At 44.7% G+C, this 20739-nt stretch carries 18 protein-coding genes; 13 read left to right on the forward strand and 5 right to left on the reverse strand.

Translation table 11 applies throughout. The annotated features are described in order from the left end of the window. Positions 1 to 40 precede the first annotated feature (40 nt). A complete protein-coding gene (locus tag AC1HCU_RS14085; protein ID WP_480366929.1) occupies positions 41 to 1294 on the reverse strand; it encodes a YdcF family protein in 1254 nt (417 codons plus the stop codon). 308 nt (positions 1295 to 1602) lie between these two features. Here AC1HCU_RS14085 and AC1HCU_RS14090 point away from each other — a divergent pair, with 308 nt between their 5' ends. Then, positions 1603 to 2454, forward strand: coding sequence for an endonuclease/exonuclease/phosphatase family protein (locus AC1HCU_RS14090; protein WP_480366931.1), 852 nt, complete (start codon positions 1603 to 1605; stop codon positions 2452 to 2454). 74 nt (positions 2455 to 2528) lie between these two features. Here AC1HCU_RS14090 and gpmA read toward each other — a convergent pair whose 3' ends face one another. Continuing rightward, a complete protein-coding gene (gpmA, locus tag AC1HCU_RS14095) occupies positions 2529 to 3278 on the reverse strand; it encodes a 2,3-diphosphoglycerate-dependent phosphoglycerate mutase (RefSeq protein ID WP_480366933.1) in 750 nt (249 codons plus the stop codon). Between the two features lie 62 nt (positions 3279 to 3340). Further along, a complete protein-coding gene (locus AC1HCU_RS14100; RefSeq protein ID WP_480371232.1) occupies positions 3341 to 4747 on the reverse strand; it encodes an MATE family efflux transporter in 1407 nt (468 codons plus the stop codon). A gap of 203 nt (positions 4748 to 4950) precedes the next feature. On the opposite strand from AC1HCU_RS14100, the gene AC1HCU_RS14105 reads away from it, so the two are divergent. The 12 genes from AC1HCU_RS14105 to AC1HCU_RS14160 all read left to right on the forward strand — a co-directional run bounded on the left by AC1HCU_RS14105 (position 4951) and on the right by AC1HCU_RS14160 (position 16373). Then, positions 4951 to 5313, forward strand: coding sequence for a DUF2851 family protein (locus tag AC1HCU_RS14105; protein ID WP_480366935.1), 363 nt, complete (start codon positions 4951 to 4953; stop codon positions 5311 to 5313). A gap of 93 nt (positions 5314 to 5406) precedes the next feature. After that, positions 5407 to 7188, forward strand: a complete 1782-nt coding sequence (locus AC1HCU_RS14110; protein WP_480366937.1) for an IS1634 family transposase — start codon at positions 5407 to 5409, stop codon at positions 7186 to 7188. Between the two features lie 205 nt (positions 7189 to 7393). After that, entirely contained in the window at positions 7394 to 8686 is a 1293-nt protein-coding gene (locus AC1HCU_RS14115; protein WP_480366939.1) for a DUF2851 family protein, read from the forward strand. 148 nt (positions 8687 to 8834) lie between these two features. Then, positions 8835 to 10784: an Ig-like domain-containing protein gene (locus AC1HCU_RS14120; RefSeq protein ID WP_480366941.1), complete on the forward strand. Its 1950-nt coding sequence runs from the start codon at positions 8835 to 8837 to the stop codon at positions 10782 to 10784. 52 nt (positions 10785 to 10836) lie between these two features. Next, complete coding sequence (locus AC1HCU_RS14125) at positions 10837 to 11637, forward strand: DUF3108 domain-containing protein (protein ID WP_480366943.1); 801 nt, start codon at positions 10837 to 10839, stop codon at positions 11635 to 11637. A gap of 203 nt (positions 11638 to 11840) precedes the next feature. Next, the gene (locus AC1HCU_RS14130; protein WP_480371235.1) at positions 11841 to 12476 is read left to right on the forward strand and encodes a redox-sensing transcriptional repressor Rex; all 636 of its coding nucleotides are present in this window, start codon (positions 11841 to 11843) and stop codon (positions 12474 to 12476) included. After that, positions 12473 to 13087 (forward strand): fumarylacetoacetate hydrolase family protein, encoded by a 615-nt coding sequence (locus AC1HCU_RS14135; protein WP_480366945.1) that lies wholly within the window; start codon positions 12473 to 12475, stop codon positions 13085 to 13087. Before AC1HCU_RS14130 ends, AC1HCU_RS14135 begins: the two co-directional genes overlap by 4 nt. Before the next feature lie 35 nt (positions 13088 to 13122). Then, on the forward strand, positions 13123 to 14283 hold the full coding sequence (porV, locus tag AC1HCU_RS14140) for a type IX secretion system outer membrane channel protein PorV (RefSeq protein WP_480366947.1): 1161 nt from the start codon (positions 13123 to 13125) through the stop codon (positions 14281 to 14283). 2 nt (positions 14284 to 14285) lie between these two features. Beyond that, the gene (gene ispF, locus AC1HCU_RS14145) at positions 14286 to 14765 is read left to right on the forward strand and encodes a 2-C-methyl-D-erythritol 2,4-cyclodiphosphate synthase (RefSeq protein ID WP_480366948.1); all 480 of its coding nucleotides are present in this window, start codon (positions 14286 to 14288) and stop codon (positions 14763 to 14765) included. Between the two features lie 94 nt (positions 14766 to 14859). Then, positions 14860 to 15420 (forward strand): O-methyltransferase, encoded by a 561-nt coding sequence (locus tag AC1HCU_RS14150; RefSeq protein ID WP_480366950.1) that lies wholly within the window; start codon positions 14860 to 14862, stop codon positions 15418 to 15420. A 114-nt stretch (positions 15421 to 15534) separates the two neighbouring features. Beyond that, the gene (locus AC1HCU_RS14155) at positions 15535 to 16095 is read left to right on the forward strand and encodes a cob(I)yrinic acid a,c-diamide adenosyltransferase (protein ID WP_480366952.1); all 561 of its coding nucleotides are present in this window, start codon (positions 15535 to 15537) and stop codon (positions 16093 to 16095) included. 56 nt (positions 16096 to 16151) lie between these two features. Then, a complete protein-coding gene (locus AC1HCU_RS14160; RefSeq protein ID WP_294072882.1) occupies positions 16152 to 16373 on the forward strand; it encodes a DUF2795 domain-containing protein in 222 nt (73 codons plus the stop codon). Between the two features lie 75 nt (positions 16374 to 16448). Here AC1HCU_RS14160 and trxA read toward each other — a convergent pair whose 3' ends face one another. Then, a complete protein-coding gene (trxA, locus tag AC1HCU_RS14165; protein ID WP_480366955.1) occupies positions 16449 to 16763 on the reverse strand; it encodes a thioredoxin in 315 nt (104 codons plus the stop codon). Between the two features lie 24 nt (positions 16764 to 16787). Continuing rightward, a complete protein-coding gene (dnaE, locus tag AC1HCU_RS14170; protein ID WP_480366957.1) occupies positions 16788 to 20591 on the reverse strand; it encodes a DNA polymerase III subunit alpha in 3804 nt (1267 codons plus the stop codon). Positions 20592 to 20739: the final 148 nt, after the last annotated feature.

A 20739-nucleotide genomic window follows, 5' to 3' on the forward strand; every position in this document is an offset into this window, starting at 1 on the left:
TAAGTAAATAATAATTTCAGTTTCAAATAAATAATTATTGTCAGGGATCCAGCGGCTCAATTGGATTAATTTGAAGCGCATTGGGCAAGGGGAAGAGTTCCACGAAGTTAAGTCCTGTTCTTTTGCCAGTTTTGTATGGTACAAGGCCAATTTCCCTTTGACATCTTTCGGCAAAGGATCCACTGAATACGGTGTTTATATGACCTTCTGATGAACTTACCAGCATGGGTTTATTCATGGGAATGCCATTTCTGAAGATAATTCTGGCTGTGTTACGGATATTTGAGGTGGTGTGACGAGCATGTGGTTCAATAATGATTTGATCTTCCGGAATTTCAAATTCATTTATTAGATATTGTTTCATATGATACGCTTCTACATTCCGGGTTTTGAAAGGATACACCTTGCCACCGGTCACTACGATAAAGGGAGCTACTCCTTCTTTATATTTTTCCAAAGCTGTCCTGAGCCGGATTTTTGCACCCGGATTGAGCGGGAAATCATAATTGTCGGGACCGAAACCCAGCACTACCAAAGCGGTGTAAGGATATTTGTCCCAATCTGTTTGTTTAATTTTTTCATATGCAGCTTTATTTTCTCCTTCCCAAAGAGGTTCATATACTACTGCATCGTCGCGGTCATTCAGATCGAGTAGTAATTCTGCAGCGGAATAAGTAAGATGGTAAAAGAGAGGATTGTTTTCTGCCTGAGATACCAATAATGACTTTGTCCAGGACATTAAATTCTGGTGTTTCCTGCTTCCAGTCGGATAACTTAACGAGTCGATACCGGGGTAGAACGGCTTAACGCCAATACCATACACATCAATGATCCGGTTCATGGCTGACGCATCCTGTTTCCATACCTTTTTAATAATATCACCCGGGTCCGACTGATCCATCAAGAGATAATAACAACCTGAGGCAATCACATGGTCATCAAAAACTTTTTTGAATGATGGTTGCTGTTCGAATAAACGAACAATCTGAATTCCGATAGTTTCTATTTCCTGCTCGGAGAATTTTAACATATTTCCTATGGAGTCATAGCTATTCCCCGATTTTCTGAGTTTCGTGTATTTATCCTCAGCTATTTTTTTTAAGATTTCATCCTCCGAAAGAATCTTTTTTAATTCATCCTGATGGTCGAGTACCGAAAAAAAATAGAAATTTTTAGTTTCTACCTTATCCGGATTAAGTAGTTTGTAGCCTACCTTCGGACTTCTTTTCTGCGAATACAGCTGACTTGAAAATGTAATCAGTAGGAAACTGATCAAGAGAGTTATTGTATGCATTTGATAACCGTTTAAAAAATCACATCTTTTTCAGAATTACAAATTAACCCCAAATTTGTTACTCCGTGATGAAGAAAAAATGAAGTTTTTGTTACCTTTATCAAACGAGATAAGCCTGCAAATGAAACCGCAACGGTTCTTATTGATATCTCTATTGCAGGACAGGTGAAATAACTTTGGTGATATCCTATTCCGGAATATGAAAGGCCTGAAACTCGAATTTAGAACAAAACTCTGGGAGGTAATAATTTTTTTATTTAAATTGCGTGCCCCGTAAATTTATCGGGTTCATTCTAAAAAAACATAATATGAGAACAACAATCATTTGGATATCCTTTATCTTATTATCTGTAACATCTCTTTCATCACAGAGCAGAAATAATGTCTCTTTAAATATAGCCACGTTTAACATCCGTATGGATACGCCAAATGACAGCCTGAATGCGTGGAAGCATCGCAGGGATATGGTAAACGGGCTCATCCGGTTTCATGATTTTGACATTTTCGGAACACAGGAGGGTTTTCATCACCAGATTAAGGATATACTTGCACCGGGCGGTTACGATTACGTGGGCGTAGGCAGAGAAGACGGGAAAGATGCCGGAGAGCATTCGGCGATTATTTTCAGGAAAGAGCGTTTCCTGGTGCTGGATAAGGGCGACTTCTGGTTTTCAGAGACACCTGATGTCCCTGGAAAAGGCTGGGACGCCACCTGTTGTAATCGGATCTGTTCATGGGCAAAATTCAAAGATATTATATCCGGCAAGGAGTTTTACTTTTTCAACGTGCACTTTGATCATCAGGGTGTTGAAGCTCGACGGCAATCATCTCTGCTTTTGCTGAAAAAGATCAGGGAGATTGCCGGCAGTTATCCGGTGATTACCACCGGTGATTTTAATGCCACTCCCGACTCCGAACCCATTCAGATCATTTTTAAAGACGGTTTGCTGAATGATTCATTTACTGCATCGCTCCAGTCTCCTTATGGAACAGTAGGTACATATAACTCATTTAATTTAAAAGCTCCGATGCAAAACAGGATTGATTATATCTGGGTAACCCGCGATATTATGGTGAAAAAGTATGGCGTGCTGAATGATGTTCATCAGGGTCGCTTTCCTTCCGATCATTTTCCGGTGATGGTAGAGGTGAGGCTCTAAGACTGTTTAAAGAAAAATTGCCGGATCACAATTATTGGATCCGGCAATTTCTAATGCCACGCAGAAAGGTGGTGTCACTTTGATTTTCCCTGATTGGCCACGGCCTCCATCAGTTTCCTGATCTCTTCCGGATCGCCCAGGAAATAATCCCTCTGCAAGTTCATTTCATCATCGAACTCAAACACGTAAGGTACGGCTGTAGGGAGGTTCAAGCTTACAATTTCCTCATCTGAAATGTTCTTGAGATGCTTGATGATACCACGCAGGCTGTTGCCGTGTGCTGCCACAATTGTTTCGTTGTATTTTGTTTTCATCTCCGGTACAATGGTGTCATTCCAGTAGGGTAAAATGCGCTCTACCGTATCTTTCAGCGCTTCAGTAAGCGGCAGATCACTTGCGTCTACTCCTTTGTAACGCGGATCCTGAAACGGAGAACGCACATCTTCCTTCTCCAGTGGTAATGGCGGCACATCGTAGCTGCGGCGCCAGATGAGTACCTGCTCGTCACCATATCTGGCAGCCGTTTCTGCCTTGTTGAGCCCCTGCAGCATGCCATAATGTTTCTCATTCAATCTCCAGGTTTTTTCTACCGGAATCCAGTCCAGATCCATCTCGTCTAGTACTACATTCAATGTTTTTACCGCCCTCTTCAGATAGGAAGTATACGCTTTTTCAAATTGAAAACCTTCCTTTTTCAGGTACTTACCTGCTTTATGGGCTTCCTCAATACCCTTTTCGGTGAGGTCTACATCTGTCCAGCCGGTAAAACGATTCTCTTTGTTCCAGGCACTCTCGCCGTGGCGAATTAAAACTACTTTTTTCATACACTTATTTTAAATATTTTGGTAAAATGAGTTTTCTTTTTTTACTGTCGGTTTTTACAAAACTATATAAAATCGGCCAGATTTGAGTTATCACCAGGTGTTTTTCTCATAGTTGTATTCACTTCCATTCGCTTTAGATGACGCAGTTGGATCATCAGCAGATAAAGTGACAGCAAGGCAGCCAGGGTGTCGGAGACAGGCATGGCGATCCACAATCCGTCGAGGCCCCATAGACGTGGAAAAAGAATGATACCCGGCACCAGAAATATCAGCTGCCGGCTAAGGCTCTGAATGATGGATTTGCCTGCAAAGCCGATGCTCTGGAAGAAACTGGAAGAAACAATCTGAAATCCTACCAGGGGTAAGGCTGCCACGGCAATGCGGATACCTCTTCCCGTAATCTCGAGTAGTTCGTTGTCGGACGTAAAGGCTGCGGCAAAAAGTCCGGGAAAGAACAAGCCGACCAGAAATCCGGCTACTGTGATAAGCGAGGCAATCTTGAATGAATAAAAGAGTGTCTCCCTTACACGCTTCAAATTACCGGCTCCGTAATTATAGCCGATGATAGGCTGTGTACCCTGGTTGAGTCCCATGATAATCATCAGGAAGAGCATCAGTACGGTATTGATGATGCCATATGCCCCCACCGCCAGGTCACCTCCGTAGCGCAGAAGAGAGGTGTTCATCAGTAGTGCCACGCCCGATGCGGTCACCTGCATGCTAAAAGGTGACATGCCGATGGAAACGATGGCACCAATGATTTTCCTGTCCAGGCGGATGTTCCTCCATCGCAACCGGATCATGCTGCTTTCCTGTAGAAAGTGATGCATCACGAAAAGCATCCCGATAAACATCGATATCACTGTTGCCCAGGCAACACCCTTGATGCCCAGGTCGAAACCATACAAAAAAATGGGCGTGAGGATCACGCTAAAAACAGCACCAATGAGCATGGTGATCATTGCCTTCCGGGGATATCCAGAAGAGCGCATCATCGCGTTAAAATTATAACAGAGACTTACGAATACATTTCCTAACAATACAATCTGCAGATAATCACGTGCATAGGGCAGGGTGAGGTCGCTGGCGCCGAATGCCCGAAGGATAGGGTCAAGATATATGAGTAGAAGGGTGATGAAGACCGCGTTCAGAATCACGGTGAGAAGCAGTGAATTGCCAAGTATCTTTTCGGATGTTTCCTTGTCCCTTTTCCCCAGACTGATGGAAATGCGGGCTGCTGCGCCGGCGCCTACGAGCATACCTAGCGAGGAGGTGAGGTTCATGACCGGAAAGGTGATGGCCAGGCCGGAAATAGCCAGTGCCCCCACACCCTGTCCGATGAAAATACGCCCGATCACATTGTAAAGGGCAGTGACTACAGTCCCTACAATGCCTGGCAATGCATAATCCCAGACAAGCTTGCTAATCTTTTTTGTCTGAAAATCAAGTTCTTTGTTTGTCTGCAAAATGAATGTAATGTAATAACCTTTTTGTCTCTGTTTCACCGGTTCTGGAGCAATGGTTTTTCTACCGAGAGTGAACTCCACCGGAAAATAACAAATCTCACAAAGTTAGTAAAATCCTGCTATTTTCAGGTATTTTTCATGGACTTTTAGTCTGCATGTTTTGTGTTTCAGATAATTAATTTTATTTTTGGATTTTAAACCTGTAGATGATGAACACCAAAGAACAACTCCTTCACTACGTGTGGAGGTTCGGGCTCTTTCCTCCTGCATCACTGAGAACGGCGGATGGACTAAAGGTGCAGGTCATTGATCCCGGTGTGCACAACAGCGATGCCGGTCCTGATTTCTTTAATGCGAAGATAAAAATTGGAGATGAATTGTGGGCCGGAGACGTGGAAATACACCGTTCTTCCGATGAATGGGTGAAACATGGTCACCAAAATGACAGGACCTATAATTCCGTCATTTTGCATCTTTCGGAAAATGTGAACGCCCCGGTAATCAATGAACAAGGACAACAAGTGCCACAGTGTGTAATTACCCGGGAGTTTGACACTTCTTTAGTTTGAAAATATTTGCAAATAATTGAAAGAGTTTTTGTTAAAACTCTTTTTTTTGTCAAACATTGTTTGTATATTTGTAGCTATATATAGCTATACATTATGAAACTGACAATAAGCAAATCGAAAAACGCAACACTTTATTATGTTCAGAAATCCTATCGCACGGATTCAGGCAAAAGCTCAACCCGAACCGTGGAACGACTAGGCACGATCGATGAAGTGAAGGCCCGCTTCGGGGAAGATAACACGATGGGGAATGTTCGAGAGTATATCAAAGGCCTGACACAAGCCGACAGGGAAGAAAACCGCGATGTCATGGTCAAGTTCTCCCAGAACAGGATCATCAAGAAAGACGATCAACGCTGTTATAACGGCGGATACTTGTTTCTTCAAAAGGTCTACTGCGAACTGGGACTGGATCGTATCTGCAAGGGCATAGAAAATAAGCACAGGAACGAGTATGACCTGAACGCCATTCTCTCGATGCTTCTCTACACCCGGATATTGTATCCCGGGTCCAAATTATCGTCCCTGGAAGATGCAAGGCGTTTTCTTGAGCATCCGCAAGCGGACATCCACCAGGTTTATCGGGCTCTGTCGCTGCTTGCTGAAGAATCGGACGTTATCCAGTCCAAAGTATACAAAAACAGCCTGAAACTTGGCAAGCGCCGTGACAAAGTCATCTACTATGACTGCACGAACTACTACTTCGAAACGGAAGAGGAGAACGGACTGCGACGGTATGGACACTCTAAAGAGAATCGGCCCAATCCCATAGTCCAGATGGGATTATTCACTGACATGGACGGCATTCCTCTGGCATTCTGCATCAATCCCGGTAACACGGCCGAGACCGTCACGTTAAAGCCCCTGGAAGACAAGTTGCGCGAGAACTTCGGCATCTCGAAAGTGGTTGTTTGCACGGACGGAGGTCTCTCCTCATATGAGAACAGGAGGAACGACGATCTCGCACAGCGAGCATTCATCACGGTACAATCTCTCAAAAAACTTGAGGGCCATCTACAGGAGTGGTCTACGGAAACCAGGGGATGGAGAATCGTAATTTTCGATGGTACGGACAATCCAAAACTCTCTACAGGGCAATACGATCTTGAGACCTTGAATCCTGAAGAGTATGAGGATTGTCTGTTCTGTCGCGAGCGCTGGATAAAGGTCGGCAAAAAAGGGATGGAGTTCGAGCAGAGACTCATCGTCACCTTCTCTTTCAAGTATCGTGAGTATCTGAAATATACCCGGGAGAAGCAGATCGCAAAGGCAGCGGGCATCATCAAACGCGGTACTGCAGGAAAATATGGCAAGAGCCAGAGCGATCCCAAGCGCTTCATAAAAACAGAGAGTTGCACCGCCGACGGCGAAGTCGCACAGTATAACAGCTACTCCTTGAATCAGGAAATGATAGACCAGGAGTCCCGCTTCGATGGATTCTACGGCATATGTACAAATCTTGAAGGCGAAGCTTCCGCAATCATAAAGATAAATAGCGGACGCTGGATAATCGAGGACAACTTCCGCATGACCAAGACCGAATTTGAGGCGAGACCCGTTTTCCTACGCAGAGATGACCGAATAAAGACCCACTTTCTTACCTGTTTCCTTGCCCTGATCGTTTATAAGTACCTGGAGAAGAAAATCAATCGTGGAACCGGGAGTTTTACACCGTATGAAATCATTGGAACGCTGCAGGATATGAACTTTGTGAGTGTGGCAGGGGAAGGATACATTCCGACATACACGCGAACAGACTTGACAAATCACCTACATGGCTCTGCAGGCTTTAGAACGGATACCCAGATCGTCTCAAAGCAGAAAATGAAGAAAATTATCTCGGATACGAAAAAAAATTCAAAAAATCAGGAATAGCAAAGAATATAGCTACAAAGTCACTTAAATGTAGAAGGTCAAAAAACAGCTTCCATAGCCGTATTGAGAATATTTTTCCTAAATTATGTGTCAAAGACGGGAAGTTAGTAAAATCCTGCTATTTTCAGGTATTTTTCATGGACTTTTAGTCTGCATGTTTTGTGTTTCAGATAATTAATTTTATTTTTGGATTTTAAACCTGTAGATGATGAACACCAAAGAACAACTCCTTCACTACGTGTGGAGGTTCGGGCTCTTTCCTCCTGCATCACTGAGAACGGCGGATGGACTAAAGGTGCAGGTCATTGATCCCGGTGTGCACAACAGCGATGCCGGTCCTGATTTCTTTAATGCGAAGATAAAAATTGGAGATGAATTGTGGGCCGGAGACGTGGAAATACACCGTTCTTCCGATGAATGGGTGAAACATGGTCACCAAAATGACAGGACCTATAATTCCGTCATTTTGCATCTTTCGGAAAATGTGAACGCCCCGGTAATCAATGAACAAGGACAACAAGTGCCACAGTGTGTAATTACCGTGCCGGAGGATATTCGCCGGGATGCCGGTTATCTCCTCTTCAATCAGAGTCATATCCCCTGTGAAAAGTTTATGGGCACCTTGCCTGGATCCATGTTGACTTCCTATCTCGATGCACTCTCTGTGGAAAGGCTGGCACGTAAAACAAATGATATTTTTACTCATCTGGTGCGTTACCGTCATTCATGGGATGAAGTATTTTATATGTTACTGTCACGTAATTTCGGTTTCGGACTGAATGCTGCAGAATTTGAGAAGCTTGCGCTTTCACTGCCTTTCAATTATATACTGCGGCACAATGACAATCTTTTTCAGATAGAAGCACTGATGTTCGGACAGGCTGCGATGCTGGAAGAGGACGGGTTGAACGATGCATACTACAATCAGTTGCAAAAGGAATATGTTTTTCTGAAAGCAAAATACAGTCTGAAGAGTCGAAAGGAATTCTTCTTTAAAAGTATGAGGACCCGCCCCCGGTCATTCCCGCAGATACGCATTGCACAGCTGGCATCTTTGTTACAGCAATCGGGACGTCTCTTCTCTCTCGTCCTCGAAAAAGAGGAACTTCATCAGTTGTACACACTTTTTCAAACTGCTCCATCTGAATATTGGAAGACGCACTACAGCTTTGGTAAAAACTCGCCGAAAGCGGATAAGCAACTGGGCAGGGCCTCAATAGATGTTCTGCTCATTAATACAGTGGTACCCATGCTGTTTGCATATGGAAAAAAGACCGATGCTGAAAAATACTGTGACAGGGCAATCCGTCTGCTGGAATCGATAAAGCCGGAAAATAACAGCATTATCCGCGAATTTAGTGAAGCGGGCATCATGCCGAGGCATGCTTTCGACTCGCAGGCGCTCATTCAATTGCGGAAAGAATATTGCGATACCCGAAAATGCCTTTACTGCAGGATAGGACACAGGTTGCTCTCATCACCACGCGCGGGCAAATAAATTCGCCTGCCGCCAGTCACCTTCGTTTCTCGATTTTCAATTCTTGCAATGAACAGAAGGCATGTTTAGTTGTCTTCTGTTCATTGCTTATCGAAAATAGTTGTACTTTTGCATGGTAAACAGGGAATGTTTGTCCAACAGCTGTAATATGCAAAAAAAAATTCTATCTCTGCTTTCCTCTTTTTTTATGATGGTGCTGACCATTGTCATGTTTCATTCTTGTGCAAACATGGCGGCACCTACAGGCGGGGCTTACGATGTGGATCCGCCGAAAGTGAGAAGGGCTACACCCGGCTTCAATTCGCTTGGTATTACTCCTTCGAGGATAGAGATCGAGTTCGATGAAAACATAAAGATTAAATCACCTTCGGAGAAGGTGATCATCACCCCGCCGCAACAGACATTGCCGGTGATCAGATCAGTCGGAAAAAAAGCAGTAGTGGAACTGAAAGATGAGTTGAGATCCAATACAACCTATACGATAGACTTCACTGATGCCATTGCCGACAACAATGAAGAAAATCCACTTGAAAATTTTGTTTTCTCGTTCTCAACCGGTGATCAGCTTGACACCCTCTCCATCTCCGGGAAGGTGCTTGCGGCCCAGGATCTTGAGCCGGTAACGGGGATTTATGTGGGGATACATTCCAATTTCGATGATACCGTATTTACCAGAGTACCCTTCGAACGTATATCGAGAACCGATTCACGGGGAAATTTTACGGTCCGTGGTATGGCGCCGGGAAAATATAAGATCTTCGCACTGAACGACCAGAACAGAGATTATAAATATGATAACCCGCAGGAAGCCATTGCCTTTCTCGATTCTATTGTTATTCCTTCCACAATGCCTGCTGTCCGCCAGGATACGGTATTTGTGGACAGTATCACCATCGATACCATTCGAACGGTTCAATATACCCGCTTTTTGCCGGACGACCTGGTACTGCGATCCTTTCAGTCGGACTTTCAGCGACAATATCTGCAAAAACAGGAACGTACGGAACGCTCCAAACTGACGCTTTACTTTGCTGCTCCTACTGCCATGCCCGAATTTAGTCTGTTACAACCATTGGTGTCAGGTGACGACTGGTATGTGATGGAGCGGAGTGCGGGAAACGATACGCTGTTGCTGTGGATCACCGATTCGCTGATTTATCAGCAGGATTCCATTACGATGAAAATTAATTATACCCGCACAGACTCGCTCAACAAAAATTATATAGAGACCGATACAATCCACTTCAACATCCGGAAATCGGCGCGTGAGAAAAGAGAGGATAAGAAGGGGGAGGAGAAGGAGGAAGGAAAACAGATTCGATACTTGGGTCTAAAGAGCAATATACAATCCTCTTTTGAGTTGTTTAATCCTATCCGGTTCGAGTTTGAACAACCTGTGGTGCGTTTCGATTCATCATTTGTGCAACTGGAGATGGTTATTGACTCATTGTTTGAGCCTGTTCCGTTTCGTGTGGAACCTGATACGCTGAATCCACGTAAACTGACTATCCGTCCCCATTGGGAACCTGGAAAGAAGTATAAACTAACGGTTGACTCGGCACGCTTAATTAGTCATTACGGACTATTGAACAACAAATATGAAGAGTTGTTCACAGTGAAGCCACTGGATCAGTACGGCAACCTCGAAGTAAACATTGGTGGATTACCCCATGGTAAAGTGGTATTTGTAGAGTTGCTGGATAAATCGGATAAACCTTTTCGGAAAAGCTTTGTCAAAGGGAACACGGTGAGATTTCAGGATCTCCCGCCCGGTGAGATCTACGCACGCATGGTAATTGACGAAAATGAAGATGGTGTGTGGACGACCGGAAATTATGAAGATAAACGACAACCTGAAATGGTTTATTACTATCCCGGAAAATGGGTGATCCGGGCATACTCAGATCATCAGGAGGAGTGGCAGCTTGATGCTATTCCTGTGATCAGGCAGAAACCGCTTGAAATCACGAAAAACAAACCGGAAGAGAAAAAGAGAAGAGATCCCAACAGAGACAGAAATGACCAGCAACAAAATCAGCAAAGCTCACCCTTTGGTTTTGGCGGAAGCCGTGGTTCAGGCGGCATTACGGGAATGTAGTAAATGAGGGAACAAGGTTGTTGGCATAAATATTTCATTAAAAAAACAGACAATGCAAAAATATATTTTTAGACTGTTTATTATTATTCTTTCATTCTCAGGCTTGTTGCCTGTAAATGCGCAGTGCAAACTTACCAACACCGCGTTTCAGAGCGGAGAGAATGTACAATACGATCTTTATTTCGATTTTGGCATCCTGAGTGCACGAGCCGGCAGAGGATCACTACAGACGATGGAAGCCAATTACCGTGGGGTGAATGCATTCAAGACGGTGATGATGCTCAACACCTCGGGTCTGGCAGGAAACCTGTATATGGTAAATGACACCCTCACCTCCTACATTGATTATAACCTGCGGCCCTTGTTGTTCACGAAGGAGGCCAAAGAGGGAAAGGACTATTCGGTGGAAAGACAATCTTTTACCTACGAGGGAGATAAGATAAATATACGCGCACTTCGCAACAGAAACCACGTGGAGAGATTCGACGAGGTAGTTACAACCGATAAGTGTACATATGATTATCTCTCCGTGATCTCTTACGTGAGAAACCTGGACTATACCGGTATGAAGAAGGGCGACAAGCATTATATCCAGTTCATTTCGGGTAAAAGACCGGTGGACATGTATGTGAACTATCTGGGCACTTCATCAATAAAAGCAAATAACGGTAAAACATACGAGGTAATCAACATTTCAATGAACATTCAGGATGATGCCTTCACCGATCCAAAAGAGTCGCTCAGCGCATCGTTGACGAATGATAAAAATCGCATCCCGGTCATCATCAATACCAGTCTGAAGCTGGGATCAGTCCGGGCCATCATGCGCGATGTCTCCGGAGTGAGGCACTGATAAAAATGGTATCAGAATTTCCATAATATAGACAGTGTCCGTAGTAAAGGATAAATTTATCCTTCCGATAAAGAAATCGCGAATGACAAAAGTGATTCCAGACGATATTAAAGAAATTTATCTTTAAACAGAATTTAAAAAATCCCAAAATTCTCCGGAAAAAATGTATCTTTGTGGGCGTTATCGTAAATTTACCCAAAGGTATGTTCGTTCAGAATGATTCCGCTAAAATACCTGAGCCGGCGCTTAGAAGGCTTCCCTGGTACTTATCGTATGTAAAACTACTGAAAAGCCAGGGAGAGACCATTGTATCCTCCACACAGATAGCAAAGAAGATCGATGTTTCCGCATCCCAGATAGCCAAGGATTTATCCTATGTTGATGTAAACGGAAAGACAAGAGTCGGTTACGATATCGATGACCTGATTTCGGTACTTGAAACCTTTCTCGGGTTCAAACAAACCCATAAGGCCGTGTTGTTCGGTGTAGGCAGCCTAGGTGCTGCCTTACTATCCGACTCGGGATTGGAGCAATATGGCCTGAAAATTATTGCAGGCTTCGATGTGAAGTCATCCATCGTGAACCAAAAAGTATACACCATTCCTGTTTTCCATACCGATGAATTTTTCGAGAAAAACAAGAAGATAAAAGCGGAAATAGGTATCCTGACCGTACCGCCAGGTTATGCACAGGAGGTGTCTGATTATATGATCAGTGGAGGTATCAAAGGGATATGGAATTTTACTCCTTTTAGAATTCGTGTACCGGAAGGTGTTGTTTTACAAAATACATCACTATATGCTCATCTGGCAGTGATGTTTAATCGTTTACGCCCATGAAGATTTTTGCTGTAGGACTTAATTACGCATCACACAATGAAGAGATGAAGCGTATGTTTGTGAGTGAGGAGCCGGTATTCTTTATGAAACCCGATACTGCGCTACTCAAAGGTGGAAAACCTTTTTATCTCCCCGATTTTTCGCAAGAGATGCATTATGAAACAGAGCTGGTAGTCAAAATAAGCCGGCTGGGAAAAAATATTGCAGAACGCTTTGCAGAGCGTTATTATGAAGAGGTTACGGTAGGTATAGATTTTACCGCCCGTGACTTGCAGAGGAAACAGAAAGAACTGGGATTGCCCTGGGAGATATCCAAGGCTTTCGACAATTCTGCTGCTGTAGGCACCTTTATCTCCAAAGAGGATGCAGGTGGAGTGAATAATGCGGATTTTCGTCTCGACATCAACCAAAAAACAGTACAGCAGGGTAACTCGGGAGATATGATTTATCCGGTGGATAAGATTATTTCGTATATTAGCAGGTTCTTTACTTTGAAAATGGGTGATCTTATCTTTACCGGTACACCCGCCGGCGTAGGTCCGGTACAGGTAAACGACCATTTGCAAGGGTATATCGGGGATAAAAAACTGTTGGATTTCAGGGTGAAATAAGTTTCGCTGCAACAAGATAATCAATCGGTATCATAATGAACAAAAGAGCAGGAGTTTTTTTGTACTGTATTCTTTATATATTATGGAGCAGTATCGTGATGGCACAGGAGTATAATCCCATACCTGTGGCTATGCCCTCTTTGCAATTTGCTCCCGATGCCAGAGGCGGGGGAATGGGAGATATAGGCGCGGCAACCATGCCCGACCTTTATTCCCAGCATTGGAATGCAGCCAAATACCCGTTTATTTCTACCCAGGGGGGTGTGGCTTTTTCCTATACACCCTGGCTGAGCAAGCTGGTGAGCGACATTCACCTGCTCTATGCTTCAGGATACTGGAAACCGGGGAACGACGATCTCGATGCGCTTAGCGCTTCATTACGTTACTTCTCGTTAGGTGACATTGACATTGCCGACATGAACGGTGAGTTCTGGCAAACTGTTTCACCACACGAGTTTGCGCTTGATCTTGCCTATTCCAGAAGACTTTCGGAAACCTTTGCCGGCGCTGTAACACTCAGGTATATCCGGGCCGATTACTCCACAGGGAACAATGAGACGACGCCCGGTAATGCATTTGCTGCAGACATAGCCGGCTACAATGAATCCTATCTTTATCCGGGACGTGCCGAGGTGCTGCTTGGTCTGGGTTTCAATCTTTCCAACATCGGTACAAAAATCTCATATGACGGGGGTGGCAATTCCTATTTCCTCCCTGCAAACATGCGGTTGGGAGCCTCCCTGGGGTATCCTATAGCAAAAGACCACACCCTTTCATTCAGTGTGGATCTCAACAAACTGCTCGTTCCCACACCACAATTGGCGAAGGAAGGGGAGACTGCGGAAGAGGCACAACAGCGCATTGAAGATTATCAGGGTATCTCTTCAATCGCCGGCATTTTCAAGTCGTTTGGAGATGCACAGGGCGGCTTGAAAGAAGAACTGCAGGAGGTCATGTGGTCTCTGGGAATGGAGTATACCTATCTGAATCAATTTTCCGTGAGAACAGGTTACTACCATGAGGCAGAGAACAAGGGTAACAGGCGTTATTTTACCTTTGGTGCCGGATTCAGAATGAAATCTTTTCAGATTGATGCAGCCTATCTGATCTCCACCGCGCAGTCGAACCCGCTGGATCAGACACTGCGTCTCTCTTTAGGATTCGACATTGAGGGGATCAGAAACTTAATGCGGTGATTATGAATATGCGGATTGGATTTGGCTACGATATGCACCGTTTTGAAAAGGGACGCCAGCTGTGGATTGGCGGCGTTCAACTTGATCATCATTCGGGATTACTTGGACATTCCGATGCAGACGTTTTGATCCATGCCATTTGTGATGCTCTTCTGGGGGCAGCAGGTCTGCGGGATATCGGTTATCATTTTCCCGATACTTCACCCGGTTACAAGGACGCCGACAGCAAGATACTGTTGAAAAAATGTATCTCCTTGTTGCACGACAAGGGATATCGTGTGGGAAATATTGATGCAACGGTTTGCACTGAACGGCCAAAACTGAATCCCTACATCCCTGGAATGCAACAAAAGCTGGCCGAGGTAATGGAGCTCGACGGCGATGCCATTTCCATTAAAGCAACGACTTCCGAAAAAATGGGATTTGTAGGTCGGGAGGAAGGTATTACCGCTTATGCAGTTGCGCTAATCGAAAAAATATAACGGTACGATGTGGCACTTCAGGTGGTGGCTTCGTTTAAAACAATCCCGGGGACACGGTGTTCATTCATCTTTTGACTTTAACTTGATAACTAATGTGTTATGTAAAAAACACAATTATTATGCTTTTTACGATATCCCGAAAATACTAAGGGAAAACGGCCTACAAAGTTTTGATAATGACCTCAATCATCTCTCCTTTCGTCTTGTCAATCATTTCAATTCAAAACGTATTCTTGAAATAAATTCGGGTATTGGGATAAATACATGTTATCTTACATCAGTGGCTTCCGATATTCATTGTACCTGTATAGAGAAGGAGGTGTATCGGGTGGAGGCAGCGAAAAAGCTGCTGGCAGATATCGGAAACAGATGTGAGTTTGTGACAGTACTGAAAGAAAACGGTAGAGAGCCCTACGATGCCATCTTTATCAATCTGAAAGAGAGAGAATCGATACGGGATCTTACTATTGACAACTTGCTCCACCTGAGCCATGAGAATACCTATTGGGTTGTTTTTCCAATAAACAGCAGACAAAATAAACAATTTTGGTCTGCCATCGTTAAAGATGAACGGATCAACATCACCTTCGACAGGAAGACAACAGGTATTGCCTTTTTGCACTCTACCTTTCACAAAATGCACTATCTCGTATGATTATAGTGCCCGTTTCGAGGAACAACAGAGAAAATATCCTGTAAACCGCTGTGAAGAAAGTTTGTTAGTAAAGAACGGATAGCTCGCTGCTGACCATATACAAAAAAACAAACAATGAAAAAAAGTATTATATACACAAAGACTGGCGATAAGGGAACTACATCGCTAGTCGGTGGAACGCGGGTACGTAAGACACATATCCGACTTGAGGCCTACGGCACTATTGATGAATTGAACAGTTTTATCGGCTGGTTAACTTGTGAAGTCAAAGAGAAGGAGCATCATGATTTCCTGCGCTACATACAACATAAGCTCTTTACCGTGGGTTCGTTTCTGGCGACGGAGACCGAAAGCAAACTGCCAAAGGCTGCAAGCATTGTCAACGACCACGATATTGCCCGTATCGAAGCACAGATCGATCAGATCGATGCGATCCTGCCACGCCTGAACCGCTTTGTGCTACCCGGCGGCAACGAAGCTGCTTCAAGGGCTCATATCTGCCGGACGGTTACCCGCAGAGCAGAGCGTATTGTTTACCGTGTAGCGGAGGATTTTCCCGTTTCGGAGAAAGTGGTTGTCTTTCTCAACCGGCTTTCAGACTACTTTTTTGTACTTGCACGACTGGAAAGCTGCAAAACATCGGAAGAAATATACTGGGAACAGGGAGATATATAAAAACTTTTTATACATTTGCGGAAAATTTGGAACAAACAACTAAAAATTTTTTTTCAATGTATTGGACACTAGAACTGGCATCGAAGCTGGAGGATGCTCCCTGGCCCGCTACAAAGGATGAATTAATCGATTATGCACAACGTTCAGGCGCACCGTTGGAGGTTATCGAAAATCTGCAGGAAATAGAGGAAGAAGGTGAAATATTTGAATCAATAGAAGATATTTGGCCCGATTATCCGAGCAAGGAGGATTTCTTTTTCAACGAGGACGAATATTAAATGTGAGCATCCCATAAAAAAAGCATCCCGGTCTATAAAAGAAAACGGGATGCTATTTTATTTTGTGTCTGCCGGTCAGATCAGCTTGTCGATTTTATCAGTGAAAAGGCTCTTGGCGCCTGCCCCCACCACCTTATCTATCACCTCACCGTTTTTAATGAAGAGCACCGTGGGTATGTTGCGGATCCCGTATTTTGATGTAGTATCGTCGTTGTTGTCCACATCAAGTTTTCCGACTACCACTCTGTCCTTATATTCCTCGCTGATTTGTTCAATGATGGGTCCCACCATCTTGCAGGGGCCACACCATTCGGCCCAGAAATCAATAACTACCAGTTTGTCTGTCTGCAACACCTCGTTAATGGTTGCATCTGTAATTTGAAGCGCCATATTTTTCCTTTTTTAATTATGTGATTAATTGATTTTAAAATCGATCAGTAGATTATCTCTCAGATAATCGATAAAATGTCTGTTCACCTGAATCCGCGCCGGGCGTGAAAAAAGCTCTATGCGCATGTGGGACTCTTCACCGATAATCTGGAAGTATAACAATGAATTTCCCGAATTGTTTTTCACCAACGCTGATAATTCTGTCACCGTAGTTTCATCCAGTTCGGTAAGCGGAATCTGAAGTGTGATCTTTGAAACCAGTTTTTCCCTCATCTCCGACAGCAATCCAATGGAGTTGATTTTTACTTCAAGTTCCTCCTGCCTGAATCGTTTGGGTTGAACTTTCGCCTGAATATAAACCGACAACCCAATGCGTGCATACCTGCCGAAATTGACACTGTCTTCGCTGAAGAGTGCAATTTCATAGCTGCCGGTATAGTCCTCTATTTTGAAAATCGTATAAGGAGATCCCCTTTTGGTTTGTCCCTCACGCACAGCCGTGATGATTCCTCCAAACGAGATATCCATGCCATTCAGGGTTTCAAGGTCCTGTAGTTTGACCGTGTCGGCATTGCATACATATTTCAGAATAAACTCGTAGTCGTCGAGCGGGTGAGCCGATAGATAGATACCGATAAGTTCACGTTCCTTGTTCAACCTTTCGAGGTCGGACCATCGCTTTGCGTGCGGAATTTCCGGCCGCGCGATCTGAAATGAAGTATCGTCGCCAAAGAGGGAATTTATTGATTCCTGTTTATCCTGTTGATATTTGTTCCCGTAACGAATGAGCGTTTCCAGAAATTCTTCGCCTCTGCTATTCATGGCGAGGAACTGCTCCCGATGGATGCCCGGCAAGGAATCGAAGGCGCCCGATAATGCCAGCGCTTCAATATTCTTTTTGTTACAGGAGGAAAGATTTATCCGTTCCACAAAGTCGAAGATATCTGCAAAAGGCCCGTTTTTTGTGCGTTCCTCAATGATGTCAGCCACCGCACCCTGTCCCACACTCTTGATTGCAGCAAGACCGAAACGTACGTCTCCTGCTTTGTTCACTGAGAACTTGAGAAACGATTCGTTAATGTCGGGGCAGAGTACGTTCATACCCATTGCCTTGCATTCGTCCATGAACTTGGTAATCTCGGTGATGTTGTTCAGGTTGTTGGAAAGCACTGCAGCCATATACTCCGACGGGTAGTTGGCCTTGAGCCAGGCCGTCTGGTAAGCCACCCATGAATAGCAGGTAGCATGCGATTTGTTGAAGGCGTAGGAGGCAAACTTTTCCCAGTCGGCCCATATCTTATTCAGGGTCTTCTCATTGTATCCGTTTTTCTTTCCTCCTGCCAGAAACTTCTCTTTCAGGGCGTTCATCTTGTCGATCATCTTCTTTCCCATTGCTTTACGCAATTCATCGGACTGGCCCCTGGTGAAGTCGGCCAGTAGACGGGAGAGAAGCATCACCTGTTCCTGATAGACCGTGATGCCATAGGTCTCGCTCAGGTATTTCTCCATGATGGGTAAGTCATATCTGATCTCTTCCTTGCCCTGTTTACGGGCGATAAAGGAAGGTATGTAATCCATGGGCCCCGGTCGGTAGAGCGCATTCATCGCAATCAGATCCTCAAACTTGCCGGGTTGGAGTTCCTTGAGATATTTCTGCATGCCGGCCGATTCAAACTGAAAGGTACCGGTAGTCTGTCCGTTGCAATAGAGGCGGTAGGTCGCCGCGTCATTCATGTCGATGGTATTGATGTTGATCCTTTTGCCATGGGTTAACTCAATATTGGTAAGTGCATCCTTGATGATGGACAGTGTTTTGAGGCCGAGAAAGTCCATTTTGATCAGTCCCGTCTCTTCAATCACCGAACCTTCGTATTGTGTGACCAGCATCTTTTCCCTGGTCTCTTTGTCTTCCGCCGTACTGATGGGAACCACGTCGGATATGTCGGTCTGGCCGATGATTACGCCGCAGGCATGCACACCGGTATTGCGCACGTTTCCTTCCAGCATGGCAGCATATTTAAGCGTATCTTTCACCAGGGAATCGTTGCTATTGGCTGCCTCCTTGAGTTCCGGCACGTTGTCGATGGCTGTCTGTAGAGTGATTTTTTTTACGTTTGGAATCCTGTCGGGGACGAGTTTTGCCAGTCGGTTCGACTCGGAGAGGGGAAGTTTATGTACCCTTGCCACATCCTTGATCGAAGACTTTGTAGCCATGGTGCCGTAGGTAATGATGTGGGCCACTTTCTCGCTGCCATATTTTTCGGTTACCCAGCGGAGCACCTTACCCCGCCCTTCATCGTCGAAATCGATATCGATATCGGGCATCGATATGCGGTCCGGATTCAGAAAACGCTCAAACAGCAGGTCATATTTTAAAGGATCGATATCGGTAATGCCCAGACAGTAAGCCACTGCAGATCCTGCTGCCGAACCACGGCCTGGCCCAACAGCCACATCCATCTCGCGGGCTGCGGCAATAAAATCCTGTACGATGAGGAAATAACCGGGGAAACCCATGTTCTTGATGGTGTCCAGCTCAAATTGCAACCGTTCAATGATTTCTTCACTGAGATTGTCCCCATACCGTTTTTGGGCGCCCATTTTGGTGAGATGTGTCAGGTAGTCCGCTTCCAGCTTCACCCTTATCACCTTGTTATAATCGCCCAGACGATGAAAGGTCTCATTACCGAACTCTTCAACAAGTACTTCCTCGGGATATTGTGTCTTGTATGACTCTTCGGTGCCGAATGCCGGATCGATGGGATAAAAGGGCATCAGCGGAGAGTGGTCTATCGAGTAGAATTCCACCTTTTCAGCCACCTCAAGCGTATTGGAGAGAGCCTCGGGAATATCAGAAAATATACGGTTCATCTCCTCCGTGGTTTTGAGCCACTCCTGCTTGGAGTATCTCATCCTGTCGGGGTCATCAAAATCTTTACCGGTACTAAGGCAGATAAGGCGGTCGTGTGCATCTGCATCCTCTTCGTTTACGAAATGGACATCATTGGTGGCGATCAGCTTCACATCATATTTCTTTGCAATGCGGATCAATTCTTTATTCACACTTTCCTGTTTGGGATAGGTGGTCTGATCGGCATCGGGACGATCTGTTTTATGGCGCTGCAGCTCGAGATAATAATCGTCGCCAAACACTTTTTTGTACCACTGTACAGCTTCTTCTGCCTCAGCGATTTGCCCGCCATCTACCTTCCTCGATATCTCTCCTCCCAGGCATGCCGATGAGACGATCAATCCCTCGCTATACTGCTCCAGCAGTTCCTTGTCGATACGCGGGCGGTAGTAGAAACCTTCCGTCCAGCTCTTGGAGACGATCTTGATGAGATTTTTATAACCCTGCATGTTCTTGGCCAATACCACCAGGTGCCATCCGCTGCCGTCTATCTTGTCCGCCTGCTGAAACCGGTCGCGGCGCGCCAGATAACACTCACAGCCGACGATCGGCTTGAAGAGTTTTTTTTCTGTTTCTGAGAGTTTCTTGACTAGCAACAGGAGTTGATTTTCTTTCTCGCGTTCAATCTTTGGAGTTTTTGATCCGCTTTCCTGAGATTTTCCGGCAGCATCTTGGGCAATCAGATTTTCCAGTTTTTTTATCTCATTTTTTATTTTCCCTATTTCTGTTTTGACCGGACCATTTTTTTTATTGACATAATTGAGAAACTCCTTGATGCCGTACATGGCGCCATGGTCAGTGAGTGCGATGGCCGGCATGCCGTCATCGTAGGCTTTGTCTACCAAACGCTGGATGCTGGCCTGCCCATCGAGCAGCGAGTACTGTGAGTGAACATGCAGATGTATAAAAGGGTGCATATCGGTTACCTGATATTTTTGGAATCAATATTGGCAAATATACGGAAAATAGAGCCAAAACCGATTGAGTTATTATCATAAGTTATCAACCGATGATGTTATCTATCAAAAAAAGAAGAGGTTTGTGGGTAGGATATTTTCCACAAAA

This window comes from Proteiniphilum sp. LBM24028 (assembly GCF_056629195.1).